The sequence below is a fragment of the Myxococcus eversor genome (assembly GCF_010894455.1).
Classification (GTDB): domain Bacteria; phylum Myxococcota; class Myxococcia; order Myxococcales; family Myxococcaceae; genus Myxococcus; species Myxococcus eversor.
In genome coordinates this window covers 86936-103053 of the sequence record NZ_JAAIXY010000005.1, presented here as the reverse complement: position 1 = coordinate 103053, position 16118 = coordinate 86936, and the positions used below count along the sequence as shown (strand labels likewise).

General features: G+C 69.2%; 9 protein-coding genes and 1 tRNA gene. 1 reads left to right on the top strand and 9 read right to left on the bottom strand.

Annotated features, from left to right (window positions below; translation table 11 throughout):
• The first annotated feature begins 2 nt into the window (after positions 1-2).
• A complete protein-coding gene (locus tag G4D83_RS11915) occupies positions 3-2195 on the top strand; it encodes a glycosyltransferase (RefSeq protein ID WP_240356286.1) in 2193 nt (730 codons plus the stop codon).
• A gap of 75 nt (positions 2196-2270) precedes the next feature.
• On the opposite strand, the gene G4D83_RS11910 is transcribed toward G4D83_RS11915, so the two are convergent.
• The 9 genes from G4D83_RS11910 to G4D83_RS11870 form a co-directional block, all read right to left on the bottom strand.
• A complete protein-coding gene (locus tag G4D83_RS11910) occupies positions 2271-4553 on the bottom strand; it encodes a glycosyltransferase (protein WP_163864846.1) in 2283 nt (760 codons plus the stop codon).
• Positions 4550-6523, bottom strand: a complete 1974-nt coding sequence (locus G4D83_RS11905; protein WP_163864845.1) for a class I SAM-dependent methyltransferase — start codon at positions 6521-6523, stop codon at positions 4550-4552. Before G4D83_RS11905 ends, G4D83_RS11910 begins: the two co-directional genes overlap by 4 nt.
• Positions 6524-6794: 271 nt before the next feature.
• Positions 6795-10634, bottom strand: a complete 3840-nt coding sequence (locus tag G4D83_RS11900; RefSeq protein ID WP_275902363.1) for a rhamnosyltransferase WsaF family glycosyltransferase — start codon at positions 10632-10634, stop codon at positions 6795-6797.
• 50 nt (positions 10635-10684) lie between these two features.
• Positions 10685-11977: an ABC transporter ATP-binding protein gene (locus tag G4D83_RS11895; protein ID WP_163864844.1), complete on the bottom strand. Its 1293-nt coding sequence runs from the start codon at positions 11975-11977 to the stop codon at positions 10685-10687.
• A gap of 9 nt (positions 11978-11986) precedes the next feature.
• A complete protein-coding gene (locus tag G4D83_RS11890) occupies positions 11987-12769 on the bottom strand; it encodes an ABC transporter permease (protein ID WP_163864843.1) in 783 nt (260 codons plus the stop codon).
• A gap of 259 nt (positions 12770-13028) precedes the next feature.
• Positions 13029-13103: transfer RNA gene (locus tag G4D83_RS11885), tRNA-Gly, on the bottom strand.
• An 89-nt stretch (positions 13104-13192) separates the two neighbouring features.
• Positions 13193-13882 (bottom strand): CDP-diacylglycerol--glycerol-3-phosphate 3-phosphatidyltransferase, encoded by a 690-nt coding sequence (gene pgsA / locus G4D83_RS11880; protein WP_163864842.1) that lies wholly within the window; start codon positions 13880-13882, stop codon positions 13193-13195.
• An 11-nt stretch (positions 13883-13893) separates the two neighbouring features.
• Positions 13894-15441, bottom strand: a complete 1548-nt coding sequence (locus tag G4D83_RS11875) for a tetratricopeptide repeat protein (protein WP_163864841.1) — start codon at positions 15439-15441, stop codon at positions 13894-13896.
• Positions 15398-16087 carry a lytic transglycosylase domain-containing protein gene (locus tag G4D83_RS11870; protein ID WP_163864840.1) on the bottom strand — a complete coding sequence of 230 codons (690 nt, stop codon included), beginning with the start codon at positions 16085-16087 and terminating at the stop codon, positions 15398-15400. Before G4D83_RS11870 ends, G4D83_RS11875 begins: the two co-directional genes overlap by 44 nt.
• Positions 16088-16118 lie beyond the last annotated feature (31 nt).

Below are 16118 nucleotides of genomic sequence, written 5' to 3'. Positions count from 1 at the left end.
CCGTGCGCATCTGCCTGGTCTCCAGAGAGCTGTCCCCCTTCCTCGGAGGCGACATCGGCACATATGCGGCGCTGATGAGTCGCGCGCTCGCCGATGCGGGCCATGAGGTGCATGTCCTCACCGCGCCGCACGCGGGCCTCGAACGCGCCGCCACGCTGTGGCCCGGCATCCAGGTGCACGCGGTCCACTCGGAGATGGACTCGGCCTTCGCTGGCGCCTTTCCCTTCGCGCAGATGCGACACGCCATGGATGTCTATTCGTCCCTGCGCGAGCTGCACGCACGTCACGCCTTCGACTTCATCGAGTTCCCCGAGCGCGACTTCGAGGGCTACTTCGCCCTGAGGGCCCGACGCACGCTGGGCCACTTCTCCTCCGCCGTGCTCGCGGTGCGGCTGCACACGCCCACCCGCGAGCTTCGGGCGCTCAACGGCTCCGCCTCGTTGGATATGGACCTGGCCCGTTGGGAGTACATGGAGGACACCTCCATCCGCGAAGCGGACCTGGTCCTGTCGCCCACCCACGCCCTGCTTGACCAGGTGCGTTCGCGGCTGAAGCTGGAGACCCGGGGTGTCGTCATTCCCCACCCCTTCCCTCACGACGTCTCGAAGAGTCCCGCGCACGCGGAGCAAGGCCGACCGCAGGTCTTGTACTTCGGCCCGCTGGAGCACCGGCAGGGCGTCCACCTCCTCGTCGATGCGATGCAGATGCTCTTCGCGCGGGGCATCAACGCGACGCTCCTGCTCATCGGTGAAGACACTCCGACGGGGCCGGCGGGTCGCTCCATGCGCGCCTCGCTGGAGCGCCGTATCTCTCCCATGTGGCGCGAGCGCATCGAGTTCGAGTTCGCGCGCTCCACTCCCGGGCTCGCCGTCGCCCTCGCGGACGCCACCGCGTGCTGCTTCCCCGCGCTGTGGGAGAACTTCCCCCACCGATGCCTGGAGGCCATGTCCGCCGGCGCGCTCGTCGTGGGCGGCAACGCGGGCGGCATGGCGGAGCTCATCGAGGATGGTCGCAGCGGCCTGCTCTTCCGCGCGGGAGACGTGGCCCATCTGGCGGACACCTTGGAGATGGCGCTGACGCACCCCACGCCGCGCGAGACGGCGCGCCGCGAGGCCCCTGCCCGCATCGCCGGGTACTGCGCTCCCGCGAGCATCGTGAAGCAGGTGGAAGCCGCCGTGGAGTCCGTGGCGGACATGCGCCACCGCGTGCTTCCCACGCGCGTCAAGCCGAGGTCCGACACGCCACTCGTGTCGGTGCTCGTGCCCTACTTCAACATGGGGCACTACCTGCCGGAGACACTGCGCTCCATCCGCGCGCAGACCTTCACCGACTACGAGATTGTCCTCGTGGACGACGGCTCCACCGACGCGGAGAGCATCGAGATGCTCGAGCGGGTCCGCGCTCCGGACCTGCGCATCATCCGCCAGCGCAACGGCGGACTGAGCGCGGCCCGCAACACGGGGCTGAAGCACGCCCGCGGCCACTACGTCCTGCCCCTGGACCCGGACGACCTCATCGCTCCAACGTTCCTGGAGAAGACCGTCGCGGTGATGGAGGGCACGCCGGGGCTGGGCTACGCCACGTCGCAGGTGAACTACTTCGTCGACGACGCCACCCGCGTGACGGGCGGCTGGGTGCCGTGGGGCATGGAGCGCGATGCCCTCTGGGTGGCCAACGTGGCCTCCACCTGCACCGCGCTGATGGAGCGTCGACTCGTCGAGGAGGTCGGCGGCTACGACGAGTGGCTCACCGGGTTCGAGGACTGGGACGTCTTCTGCTCACTCGCGGAGCGGGGGCTCGAAGGCTCTGTCATCCCCGAGAGCCTGTTCTACTACCGCGTGCGGCTGGACTCGATGACACGCACGTCGCTCGTCTCCGAGCGCGATGGGCTGTTGGCCTACCTGAACCAGAAGCACCCGGGACTCTCGCGACATCCCGAGCGCGCGGTTCGCATCCTCCGAGGAGAGGCCCGCAAGCAGGAGGCACGGCTCCTCGCCCAGGCAGCGGCGGCCATCCCCCGGCCCTTGCTCACCCGAGTCGTGGACCGGCTCAACGGCACGCTCAAGCGCATGGACTTCGTCCACCACACGCTGCGCGGCGCCGTCTCGTGGGTGGTGGGCTCGAACGGGGACGCGCGGCCCCTGCGGCATCAGCTCGCGGACCGGCTGAGCGGCAAGTCCCGGACCGACCGCTGAACGGCATCCCCGCCGTGGTGCCCGACTCGCGAGGCGGGCACCACGACGACTTCCGTCACGGGAGCGAAGCGCGGCTCAGCGGCGCCCCATGCCCAGCTTGCTGGTGGTCTTCACCACCTGCTTCACGGTGGGGTGGACCACCGGCATCGCCTTGAGTGTGCGGTTGAGCAGGTCCACCAGCGCGTAGCGCGTGGGCCGTTCCTCCGCGCCCTCCGGCGTCAGGCCACTGGCCGCGCGCTTGAGGAGCCGGTGCATCATCGGCAGGCGCTTCAGCGTGGAGTTGAGGGTATCCACCACGCCATAGCGCAGCGGCACCTCGTCACCCGCCGCCACCGCCATGGGCGCCGCGGACGCTCCGTGGGGAGGCGAGGCCAGGAGCATGAAAGCCGCCAGTTGGACGCCCGAGGGCAACGGGCGCGGGAGGTTCTGGTGGAGCTGGAAGACCAGCTCCTGATGCCGTCGCGGGTTGACGCCGGAGATCATCGACCCCTTGCGCCGCCGGTAATGGAAGTGGAGCGCGTTGGTGACGAGGAAGCGGTGCCCCGCATGCGCCAGGCGCAGGTAGAGGTCCCAGTCCTCGTAGCTCGTCATCTCCTCCGTGTAGCGCAGGTGCTCGAACACCGAGCGGCGCATGAGCGACGTGGCGCAGGCCAACCGGTTGGCCACCATGCCCAGCGAGGGACAGTCCCCGATGAAGAGGGCGTAGTCGATGAAGCGCCGCTGCGCCCGGCCCTCGTCGGAGTCGAAGTAGCCCGTGGCGGGCACCACCACGTCGAACTCCCGGTGGTTCTCCAGCGCCTCCACCGCCATGCGGATGAAGGTGGGGCTGATGCAGTCGTCCGCGTCCAGCGGGAGGATGTAGTCCCCCGTCGCCGCGCGCAGGCCGATGTTGCGCGAGGCGGGCAGGCCCCGGTTCATCGCGTTGCGGATGAGCTTCACGCCGCTGGCGCCGGAGGCGGTGGCCTCCTCGATGCGGTTGAGCACCTCGTGGTCGAACGCGCCCGTCGAGGCGTCATCCACGATGATGACTTCAATCTCCGGGTAGTTGCTGTCGGCGATGCTCGCCAGCGTCTCCGGGAGGAAGCGCCCCAGGTTGTGGTTGGTGATGAGGACGCTGACGAGAGGCGGGGCGCCATTCGAGGCCAGCCGGGCCGTCGCGGGCTGCTCGCGGGCGGTCTCCCAGTACGGAGGTTGCGCGGTCCACTCCACCGGCAGCAGCGCCGGAGTACGCCACGCGCGCTCCAGGGCGTCGACGAGCCCTTCGACCGAGCCGCCGTACGTGTAGCAGTTCACCCCGTCCTTGAAGGGGCTCCCCGGCGCGAACGCGACACACGCGCCGTTGAGCACCAGCGTGGCACCCGCGCCGGAGGCCTCGTAGGCGGTGAGGTTGAGCGACTCGTAGTCGGAGGAGATGACGACGATGCCGTGCCGCATCAGCGCGTCGCGGTCCTTGCTCGGACCGGTGAACAGGAAGCGAGAGCGCAGGTCCTCCGGAATCATCCCCTGGACGTACGCGAGGTAGGCCGCGCTGGCGGTATGGCAGGCCAGGACCGCGTTGCCTCGGTACTCCGGGAAGCGGCGCATGAACCCAGCCGCGCCCCGGACGAACACATCGGTGCGCTTGATCTGCTGAATCTTGGTGACGAAGAGCAGGTCCGGCTCGCCTTGCGTGCGCGGCGGCACCGGGGCCGCCTTCGTGGCCACGGGTGGAAACTCCCGCACCACCTTGTCCAGCCACGTCGAAGGGAAGCCGTAGAACGAGCAGTTCAGCTCGGCGACGCCAGGGATGTGGGCGATGACCAAGTCCGCGTCGAGCAGCGCCTTGCGCTCCAGTTCGAACTGCCCCATGTGCTCCCAGTTCAGCAACTGGCGCTCGAAAGGCGCCAGCATCCCGCCCGTCGAGTGCAGTCGAACCACCACCCGCGCGCCCTCCAGGCCACAGCCGAGCAGCTTCTCCTGGATGGTGCAGAAGGCCCAGCCTCGGTAGTCCGGGAACTCGATGACGTCGAAGCGAGTTCCGGCCTCCTCCAGCCGGCGCAGCTCCAGCAGCAGTTCCATCGACTGGGCGTGGCAGACGGTGTCGGTGAACGCCCCAGGCGGAGGATAGACACCGCCCTCGTCGAAGCTCGTGTCCCACTCGCGGCGGGCCGGGGCGACGTGCGCCTTCACCCTGTTCTGGAAGTGACGCTCCACCTCACGCGGCTTCACCGTCGTGTGCGAGGGGAACAGCACGTGGAACTCCACGCCGTCCCCGCGTCGGAGCGAGTCCTCGATGAGGTTGTGGAGGACGCGGCCGATACCGCCCGGGGTGAAGGGGTAGATCTCGTCCGTGACGAGACAGACTCGGCGCGGACTCATGACTGGACGAACTCCTCGAGGACCTTGATCGCCTCGAAGGTGAGGGCCCGCTCGTAGTCCACCATCATCTCCGTGAGTTCCCCGGGCGAGCGCTCGCGCAGCGCCACCATCCGCTCGATGGCCGCGGCGACCACCTCCACGGAGTCCACGCCCGAGACTTGCGCGAGCTTCTGGAAGGGATGCGAGTCCAGCTCGCCCAGGCTGAGCGGCCCGTAGATACACGGCACGCGCAGCGCGAGCGCCTCCAGTCCCGTCATCGGCTGGCATTCCGACAGGGAGGCATTGAGGACGATGTCGCAGCGGCGCACCAGGTCGAACAGCTCCGTGCGGCTGGGGCGCGCGACCTGATGGATGCGGCGGCGGCTCTTAATGACGTCCGGCAGCCGGTAGCTCGCCGTGACGTAGATGTCGTCGATGCGCGAGGACGCCTGGCAGGCGAAGAGGTTGGTGAAGAAGTTCTTCCGCCAGTCGTTGGGCGTGGGGATGAGCGCGGCGCGAGTGAGGCGGCGCGTCGGAGCGATGCGCTCGGCCTCCGACAGCCTGGGAGGCAGGTTGAGCACCGTCTTCGGAAAGACCTCCGGGGCCAGCAGGTGCATGCCCGGCTTCACGGTCGCCAGCGCGTCGATGACGCCACGGCGCCGCAGGTCGATGAGCTGCGCGAAGCAGTCCAGCTCGAACGAGTAATGGAACTGCGCCGACGAGCCATGCCACAGCGCGAGGATGCGCACCGACGCGCCCAGCACCCGGCGCAGCAACACCACGAAGTCACGCGCGTTGGACGAGTAGCCGTGGAGGATGACCTGGCGGCACCCGCTGCGCTCGACGAGTTCAATCGCCGCGCGCAGCTCGCGCTCATCCAGCACGCGCTCGGAGGTGATGGCCAGCTTCTGTCCCGGCAGGTAGCCAGCGGCGGCGCGGATGCCGTGCCAGTCCTGATGGAACACATGCATCAGCTTGCTGAACTGGGGCAGTTCCGCGGACCAGCGCGTGTCCAGCGAGGCGTTGAGGATGAAGCCGGGGACGGAATGTGGCGGCGCCGCATGCGGGGTCGGAGCGTCCGGGAACGGCGCGCGTGAGGCCCGGAGGCGGGCGAGGTCGTCGGACAGGCCCTGGAGCCGCTGACGGCGAGCGAAGCGCTCGGACTCCGCCGCCAGGCGCTCGGTCAGCTCCACCACCTTCGCCTCGCTGCTCGCGACGGGCGCGGTCATCGACTTGTTGGCCCGGGCCGCCCACTCCAGCAGCCGAGGCATGGCGCGCGCGTGCAGCGCCTCCAGCGTCAGCGGCTGGGACTCGTCGCGCGGAGCCTCGGGCCCCAAGAGCTGGAAGTAGCGCCGGCCCTGCCCCGCGTGGCGCTTGAGGACGTAGACGTCGTTCGTCTCCACCAGGCCGGGGCCGTGGTGCAGGTCCCACCCTTCCGGCAGCAGGTCCGCGAAGGCGTGCAGCCAGGAGCCCGGATGACACGCGGGGTCCCACACGCTGGTCGGCATCAGCGGGTTCTCCACCAGCACCAGCATGCCGCCAGGCAGCACCAGCTGCCCCATGGTCTCCAGCAGCGCGGTGATGCGCTCGCTCGGGTTGTGCACGAGCGTGGAGACGGAGAAGACGACGTCGAAGCGCCGGGCCCCCACCGCGGTGAGCGGGTCATCCCCACAGAAGATGCGCTCCTCCACGGGGCGCAGCGACGCGGGAGGCTCCAGGCGCAGCGGCTCCGTCATCGACTCCGAGATGTCGTACCCGTGGTAGCGCACATGGGAGAGCTGGGAGAGGTACGTCGCGTGCTGGCCGAAGCCACAGCCGAACTCCAGCACGGACAGGGGGCGGTCCAACCGGCGCTGTTCGGAGCGGATGAGCGCGGTCAACACGCGTTCCTGCTGACCGTACGCGGCGTTGCCCTGCCCCTCGCGGACCCGCACCAGCTCCCGGTAGGAGTGGCCGCTGGTCGTCTTCCAGAAATGGAGACTGTCGCTCATCTGGGCCGCGTCCCCATTCGGGCCCTCTCTCTTGATATCTTTGTACATGTGCCGATGTGAATGACGCCGCCTGCATGGACCGAAGAGGGTTGCCAGCGGGATTTTCCGCAGCATCGCAACCATTCCCATGCCTGGCGGCAGTCAGGCAAGGGACGTGCTGTAAGTGAAGAGTAAAAGCGCCCAGGGAGGACCTTGGACGCATTGGCGATTTCCGCATTCTCGGCTATCCGCCCGCCCCCTTGCCAGCCGAGCGGGCCCCGAGTGACCTCCGTCAATCGGCGGCCGAGCGGGCCGCTCCAACCTCCCGCGTCAGCAAGTGCGCCATCATCTGGTCCACCTGCTGCTCCCAGGTGGTGCGCCGCACGCGCTCGGCGGCGCGGGCTCCCAGGCGGGTGCGCAGGTCGGCGTCCAGCACCGCCATCCGCAGACGCGCCAGCACGGAGGCAGGCGTTGGCGCGGCCAGCAAGCAGTTGCCTCCATCCTCCAGCAGCCAGTGATTGGCGGGATTGTCGTTGGTCACCACCGCCATGCCGCACGCCATCATCTCCAGCGGCAGGTAGGACGGGTGTCGGGTGAACATGAAGCACAGTCCCACATCGCACTCGCGATAGAGCGCCGCCGTGCGCTCCGCGGGGAGCACGCCCAGGTTCGTCACCAGGCCCCGAACGCCGTAGGACTCCGGATGCCACTCGGCGCCCGCGGTGAGAATCTCCACCGCCGGGCCCAGCTCGTGCTTGAGCCGCGTCAGCGCCGCGAGCCCCAGCTCGAACCCGTTCCGCTCGTTGCCCGGGCGCCCGTAGAAGAAGACCCGCACGGGCCCCCTGCGCGCGGGGCGCCGCGCATGGAAGAGCGCGCCGTCCACCGCGGGCTCGAAGGCGAAGCCGTCCATGCCGTGCAGCGCGCGCACCGTGTCGCGAAGGCCCGGGGTGTTGAAGATGCCCTGGAAGCCGAGCTGGTACGTCTGCTCCGCCAGCGCGGACTGGGTGCCCGCCGCGAAGAACATGGGCTCGTAGTCCTGGACGAAGTACGCGCGCACGCCCGCGCTCGGGTGGCGCAGCACCTGGTACACGGACGTCCAGTAGGTGGCGATGGCCAAATCGCACGCGGGCAGCCGCGCCAGGTCCGCCGCGCCGGAGAGGACGCGGAAGGCCCCCGCCGCCTCCGGGAAGACGGTGGCCGCGCGCGCCTCGAAGTCGCCGGGGCTGGCGCCGGGCTTGTCGTAGACGACGAAGTCGCTGCGCACGCCGTGGCGGCGGTGCATCAAGTCCGCGAAGCGGAACAGCGTGTGGATGCCCGCGTAGACGTGGCCGAAGGCGGGGATGAACCAGGAGGCCGTGCGCACCTCGCCGCGAGAGCGCAGGGCCGCCAGCGCCACCGGGGCCGAGGCGCGCGATTCGGCCGCCTGCTCCGGCGTGAAGTCCAGCTCGCCCAGGTGCTCCACCAGGTGGCGCTGGGCGAGCGCCCGGGCCTCCATCGCCGCGTCCTGGGCGCTGGGCACGTCATGAGTCAACGTGCGCAGGGCCAGCGTCTCGCCCGTCTCCGCGTGCTGGCGCAGCGTGCAGTCGGTGCCGAGCAGCGAGAGGTTGGGGTTGTAGAAGGGGTCGCCCTTCTCGCCCAGCCACGGGCGATAGGAGACATACGAGCGCCAGTAGTCGGACTCCGGCACGGCGTCCGCGCGCCGGCTGGCGGACTCGTGGTGGATGAGCCGCGCGTGCGGCGTGTACACCACCCGCAGCCCGCGCTGGTTCAACCGCAGGCCGATGTCCACGTCACTGCCGCACACCTGGAAGCGCTCGTCGAAGCCGCCCAGGCTCTCGAAGAGGTCTCTCCTGAAGATGACGCACGCGCTGGTGACGGACAGCCAGTTGCGCGTCCACTCCGTGTGGCCGAACGGCGTGGAGATGGGGCCATCCGGCAGGCGCCAGAAGGGATGTCCCGCCATGCCGGTGATTCCCACCACCGCGCCCGCGTGCTGCACCGTCCCCTCGGGGAAGAGCAGCTTGCATCCCACGGCTCCGACTTCCGGACGCTGGGCCTGCGACACCAGCTCCTCCAGCCAGCCGGGGTCCACCACTTCCATGTCGTTGTTGAGGAAGAGGAGCAGCTCGCCCGTGGCCTGCTTCGCCGCCCAGTTGTTGATGGCCGGGTAGTTGAAGGGAAAGTCCCACGTCAGCTTCACCAGCCGGGAGTCTTGCAGCCGCTCCAGCAGGGCGAAGGTCTCCGGCTTCACGCTGTTGTTGGAGACGAGCAACACCTCGAAGTGGGGATAGGTGGTGCGCGAAAGCAACCCCGGCACCAGCAGCTCCAGCAGGTCCGGCCGGTCCTTGAACGGGACGATGATGGAGACCTTCGGCGTGCCCTTCACCGGGTAGCGCACCCGGAACCTGTCGGGCGCGGGGCTCGTCACCTCGGCCGACTCCGCCTTGCGTGACAGGTGCTCGCGCAGCGCCCGCTCCCCCGCGTCCGTCGCCCCGGCGAGTCCCGCCGACGCGCTGGAGAGCAGCTCCGGATTCGCGCGCCCGTGGTAGAGCACCTTCGCCACATGGCCGATGCCGCGCGCGCCTTCGCTCAGCCGCAGCATCAGGTCGAAGTCCCACGCGCCGGCGAACCCGTCGCGCACGCCGCCCACCTCGTCCAGCAGGCGCTTGCGAGCGACGAGGAGGTGGCGGACGTAGTTCACCGAGCGCAGCAGGTCCGGAGACCAGTCCGGCTTGAAGAAGGGCGCGGTGCGCCGTCCTTGCGCGTCCAGCCGGTCCTCATCGCTGTAGACGACGTCGAGCGAGGGCTCCGCCGAGGTGGCCCGCACCACCTCCGCCAACGCATGCGGCGCCAGCGTGTCGCCACAGTCCAGGAAGCCCACCCACTCGCCCGTCGCCACGGCCAGTCCCGCGTTCATCGCCCGGGCGACGTCCCCGCCCCGCCCCAGCGAGACGATACGAATGCGCGAGTCCCGCGCCGCCGCCTCGCGCAACATCGCCGCGACATGCGGGGCCGTGCTGGCGTCATCGACCAGCACCCATTCCCAGTCGAGATGCACCTGCGCTCGCACGGAGTCCGCGCACTCGCGGAAGAAGGACTCGGGCGTGTCGGACACGGGCGTGATGAGCGACACCCGGGGTCGGGTGGGCAGCGAGGTCAGCGCCTCGCGCGCCGCTTCGATGTCCCCGGGCTCCCGACGTGAACACCAGCCCTCGTAGTCGCCCAGCGCCGGAGGCTGGGGCGGAGGCGTGCGAGTCCCCAGCACGCTCGCGAGCGCCAGCACCGCCTGCTCGTTGAAGCGCGTCTGCCGGCGAAACAGCTCCGTCCACAGCGGAGCTCCCGCGCGCAGCGTCCGGGACATCGCCTCCGGCCGCAGCGGGTCATTGCGCTCGCACAGGTCCGCCACCCACTTCGCGCCGGTGGCCTCATCCGGAGCACGCGGACCGGCAGCGGCGACGACGGCCTCCACCATGGCGGTGTTCCATTCGGCCTGTCCCCGCAGCAGCCCCTCCAGCATGGGCCCCGCCGCGGAGAGGTACGAGCGCTTGGCGGCCTCCACCACCGAGCCCAGCGCGCCCCCTCGGTGCGAGCGCGCCACCTTCCAGCGCGTCGGGTCCGCCTTGGGCTCGAGCTGCGCGCGCGCCCACGACGACAGGTCCTCGCCCAGCCCCAGGCTCCGGTGCACCGTCAGGTACTCCAGCACCCGCAGCACGGCCTTGTTGAAGTCCGCCTGGGGCCGGAGCGACTCGACGTGGAAGGGCTGCAGCCCCTCGATGAAGGCGCGCTTGGTGGCCGTCACCACCTTGCCCAGCCGGGCGGCACGGTGGGAGTCCGGCACGACGAACTCGTGCGGCACCGCCCAACGCGCGGCCTCCTGGAGAGGGGTCAGCGCATGCGCGCCGTCCGGACGCGCGCGGTGGAGTTGCGCCGTCAAGAGTCGCAGCGCGCCCTCCAGCGCCGTCACTTCCTCACAAGCCTCGGGCAGACAGGGGCGACGCGAGTCCAGCAGCGCGCGCACCACGGCCACCATCCGGGCCAGGTCCCCCGCCCCAGGCGCCGCATCGGGCGCCTGCGCGTCACCGGCGAGCTTCTCCAGCACTGTCTTCACCGCCGTACCGCCTCTCTCGTTCACGTGCCGGCCGCACGGCTACTCCCCCTCGCGATGCGAGTCCTCCGCCCTGCTCAGGGATGACCCACGCCCGCGAGCACGGGCGCCACGGCCACTGGGACGGGCTCCACCACCCAGTGGTGCACAGGTCGGAACACCCCTCGCTCCGCCACGGAAGAACTCACCACGAAGGTGCAAGTCTCACGGGAAATGCCCCCTTTCGTGCGCGCCGTCACCTCGCACACGTAGGTGCCCGCCAGCAGCCCCAGGCGCTCCAGCACGAAGCGCACCCGCCCCGAGGCCGGCAGCTCCCTGGGCAGCGGCACCGACTCCACCCGGGTGCTCGTCTCGTACAGCGCGCGTCCCTCCAGCGTCTGGAGCGACACCTCGAACACCAGGTCCTCGCACAGCCCCTTCGCGGAGAAGTCCACGCAGGCCTCGACGGAGGCCTCGGGCGTCAGGTTGGGGACCACCTCGCCGGAGGGGCCCACCAGCTTCAGGCCGGAGAGGCGCACGGGCGCATCCGCGCCGGGCACGTTCACCTGGGGCAGCGCGCCACCGTCCTCCGTCAACGCCGGAGGGGTGAAGACCACGGACTGGGCCTCCGCCAGGGCGATGGCCTGCTTGTACTCGGCCACGACTTCCGACGGACGGCCCACGCGGCGGATGTAGCCGCCGTCGATCCACGCGGCCTCGTCACACCAACGCTCCACGGTGCTCAAGTCGTGGGTGACCAGGACGATGGTCTTCCCGCGCTTCTTGAACTCCGTCATCTTCGCCATGCTCTTCTTGCTGAAGTGCTCGTCGCCCACGGCGAGAATCTCGTCGACGATGAGGATGTCCGGGTCCACGTGCGTGGCCACCGCGAACGCCAACCGCATGTACATGCCGCTGGAGTACGTCCGCACCGGCTCGTCGATGAACTCGCCCAGCTCGCTGAAGGCGATGATGTCATCCATCCGCTCACGGACCTCCGCGCGCGACATGCCGAGGATGATGCCGTTGATGAGGATGTTCTCCCGCCCGGAGAAGTCCGGATGGAACCCCGCGCCCAAATCCAGCAGCGCGGAGATGCGGCCGTTGATCTCCATGTGGCCGGAGGTCGGCGCGTAGATGCCGGTGATGAGCTTGAGCAGGGTGCTCTTGCCGGAGCCGTTGCGGCCGATGATGGCGACCGTCTTGCCTCGGGGGATGTTCAGGGTGATGCCGCGCAGGGCGGTGATGAGTCCACCTTCCCGGGGCTGGCGCTTGCCGCGCAACCACCGCAGCAGCTCGGACTTGAAGGTCGTGTATTCGCCCCGGATGGTCCTCTTCCGGAAGCTCTTCACGACATCGCGCATGACAATGGCGTCGAGGGGTTCCTGCATGGCGACGGCTCAGATGGACTCCGCGAACTCCTCGCGGCGGGATTCGAAGAGGATCGAGGCGCCCCAGAGCAGCGCCAGCGAAAAGGCGGCCAGCGCCGCCAGGGGCCAGGGGTCCGGAAACCGGTGCTCGTAGAAGATGGCCTGGTAGGAGAGCATCAAGCTGGACATCGGGTTCGCCACCAACACCACCGAGCGCACGCGCTCATCGAGGATGGTGGACGCCTGGTAGAGCACCGGCGTGATGAAGAACCACATCGTCAGGAGGTTGCCGACGATGTGCTGCAAGTCGCGAAACGTGACGTTGATGGCGGCCAGGATGTACGTCATCGCCAGCGTGAAGGTGAGCTGGATGATGACCACCACCGGAAAGGCGATGACGTGCCAGGTGGGGTACTGGCCGTGGAACAACCCCAGGCCCAGCATCAGCGGCAGGGACAGCAGGTAGTTGCTGAGGTTGGTCAGCACCACCGTCGTGGGCAGCACCTGTGCCGGGAAGCGCACCTTCGTCATCAAGTCGCGCCGCTCGCTGATGGCGCTCGCGCCCGCACCCAGGGACGTGGAGAACCAGATCCACGGCAAGAGCCCCACGAACATGAAGTACGAGTAGTGGGGGGTGTTCGCCCGCATCATCACGGTGAACAGCAGCGAGTACACCAGCATGTTCAGCGTGGGATTCAGGAACGTCCAAAGGAAGCCCAGGAACGAGCCGCGGTAGCGCGCCTTGAGCTCACGCTGGACGAGACTGAGGAGCAGGCCCCGGTATTGGTACAGTTCTCGGACGAGGCGAATCATGAAGGGGCCCTTCTATAGCAAGGCCCGAGTGCGTGCGAGGCAAGCCGATGCCGCTCGCTCCCATCGCCTCCACGACGCAACCAGACTGTCCGCCCGTCACCCAGGCGGGCCCGACACGCTCGCCAGCACTCCCGCCCTCCAGGGCAAGGAAGCGTTGTTCCAAGCGCGCCGCCCTGCGGGCTCGCCGAGGACAAGACAGTCATGCATGTGATTGCGCCAAAACAAAAAGGCCCCCTGGTTTCCCAGGGGGCCTTCGTATTGGAGCGGGAAAAGGGATTTGAACCCTCGACCCTCGCCTTGGCAAGGCGATGCTCTACCGCTGAGCTATTCCCGCATCAGATACCGCGACTTCCCTCTCGTCCGCGCCCCGTGTCGGCGCCGCGTCCGAAGTGAGGTGGGGTATACAGAGGCCCTCCGAACACGTCAAACACTTTTCGCAGCCTGCGTTTCATCCCCTCGCTTCGCGAGCATGGCGAGGAACGCGCGGAAGTAGACGACGGCGCTCCAGACCGAGAACGCGCCGGACAAGTAGACGAGCACCTTGCCCACGAGGTTGTAGTCCACCGGCGTGCTGAACGAGCCGAGCGACAACGGGTGCACGTAGTGAACGCAGAGTGAAATGATGCCCACGAGCTGGAGGGAGGTCTTCCACTTCCCCTCCTGGCCGGCGGCGATGACCATGCCCTCGCTCGCGGCGATGGTGCGCAGGCCGCTGACGATGAGCTCACGCGCGAGCAGGACGATGACGACCCACGCGGCGATGCGCCCCAGCCGCACCATCATCACCAGCGCGGCCATGGCGATGAGCTTGTCGGCCAGCGGATCCATGAACTTGCCGACCACGGTGATGATGTTCCACTTGCGCGCCAGGTAGCCATCCACCACGTCGGTGATGGAGGCGACGGCGAAGACGAGGCCCGCGAAGAGGGAGCTGAGCGGGTCGGCGTCGTAGAGGAACCAGACGAAGGGAGGGATGAGGAGGATGCGCCCCAACGTGAGCATGTTGGGGAGGTTCCAGAACTCCTGCACCAGCAGGCTCGGCTTGCGCTCCGCGCGACGGCGCGCCCGCTCCTCCTTCTTGCGCTGCTTCCGGGTCGCTCGGTCCGTGGCCATGGCGCGCTCTTCTAGCGAACCCCGAGGGCGATCAGGGCAAAACCTTCGCCCCCCAGCTCCACCGCGGTGCGCAGCGACTCGCCCGAGGGGGACTTGAGCAGGGGCACCACCCGGGGCGTGAGGTTGCCCTGCCATCCCACCAGGTGCGTCAGGGGCACCGTCACCGGTGCATCCTGGCGCACCAGCACCGAGCGCAGCGGCCCCGGCAGGCTGAGCAGCACCTGACCCTGGCCCCGCAGGTGGACCAGGTCCAGGTCCGGGGCGATGTCCGACGGCACCCGGCCGTTCTCGAACATCACCGGCTCCTCGAAGGCGAAGACGTTCTCATCCCGGAAGTAGGCAGAGTCCTCACCCAGGTCCACCGCCAGGAAGATGCGCTTGTCGGCCGGCTCCAGGTGGAGAACCCCGCGCCCGCGCGCCCGGACCATCCGCGACGGCCCGTCACCAAACGGCTTGTCCGTCGCCCTTCCCCGGAAGCGCTTCATCTCCGGCTGGAAGGTCACCTGTCCCTGGAGCGCCACCACCCCGTCCAACCGGGTCAGGATCTCCCCCTCCACCGCCACGCTGAAGCGCCCCTCGCCGAGCACGAAGGGACGTCCCCCGCGCTCGTCGTCCAGGGACAGCGAGGGCGCCAGCTCCGACAAGAGCGGCGCGGTGGAGGACACGGCCTCCGGGCGAGGCGCGGCCTTCGGCGACGGCGCGGCGACGGCGGCCTCGGGGCTTCGCGCGGCGACCTTGGTGAGCTGCAACTTCGTGAGCGGCACCGGGGTGGGCACGGTGGCCGCGTCCCGGGGAGCCTCTTCACGGGGGCTCGGCGCGGCGGCGGGAGGCGGCTCCTCCGCCAAATCCACCGTCTCCTCGGGCGCGGCGGTGAGCACCGGGCCGCCATCACCGTCACCGTCGCGGTCGCCCAGCGCGCTGGGACCCTCGTCCTCCGCGAAGCGGATCTCCTCTTCCTTCGGTGCCGTGGCCACGGCGGCGGGCGGCGGCCGGGCCACCTCGCGAGCAGGGGGCGCGGGGGGCTCTGGCCGCGCGGGAGGCGGCACGGGCGCGGGCGTGGGTCGGGAGTAGTTCTCCCCGGCGATGGCGCGCGACATCTTGTCCGCCATCTGGTCGCTGCCCGCGAGCAGGAAGTGCTCTCGCGCGCGGCCATACTCGCCCATCTGCGCCAGGGCGAGGCCCAGGTAGTTCTGGGCCTTCTGGTGCTCGGGGGACAAGTCGGTGGCGGTCTCGAACTCACGCACCGCGCGCTGCAGCGCGTTCGTCTTCAGATAGACCAGGCCCAGGTTGACCCGCAGCGTCGGGTCCACCGGGTTGTCGCGCACCAGCATCTCGTAGAGCTCCGCCGCCCTGTCGAACAGGCCGAGCTTGAAGTAGCAGAGCCCCAGGAGGTTCTGCGCCTTCTCGTTGCGGGGTTGGAGCTGGTGGGCGCGCTCCAGGAACTCCTTCGACTCGATGACCTTGTTGGCGGCCAGCAGCTCGCCACCGCGCTGGAGCTGCTGGAGGAACTCGTCGTCAGCGGGGCTCGTCTCCGCCCGCCCCTTCACGCGCGTCGTCATTCTGGGATGTGGGCTCGCGGGGACCGCTCTCGGCGGGCCGCTCGCGCTCCTTGTAGTGGTAGTAGAGCTGGAGCACCTTGCGGACGTACCCCTGCGTCTCCTCGTAGGGGGGCACCTTGCCGCCGTAGCGCTTCACCGCGTCTGGCCCCGCGTTGTAGGCGGCAATCATCTTCACCATGTCGCCCTCGAACATGTTGGCGAGCACGCGAAGGTAGCGCACGCCGCCCTCGATGTTGTCGCGCTCGTCGAAGATGTCCTTCACATACATGTCCGACGCCGTGGCCGGCATCAACTGCATCAGTCCGCTGGCGCCCTTGTGGCTGAGGGCGTTCTTATTGAAGTTGCTCTCCGCGTGCATGATGGCGCGCACCAGCGCCGTGGGGATGCGGTAGCGCAGTGCCGCCGCGGCGATGTGCGGGTCCAGGTCCGGCGGCGTGTTCTTGCGGCCCACCGCCGGCGAGCTCTTCGCGGGCGCCTGGGCGAACGAGCCCTTCATCTTCTTCGCCGCCTTGGAGCCGGAGGGCGGCACGTTCGTGTAGACGATGGTCCCGTCCTTCTCCACGTAGCGGTAGATGGACTCGGACGCCCCCGCCCACAGCGGGAAGGCCAGCACGGCGAAGAGGCTGAGCGCGGGAATGGCACGCATATCGGCCCCCGAACCTTAGACACACGGAGGA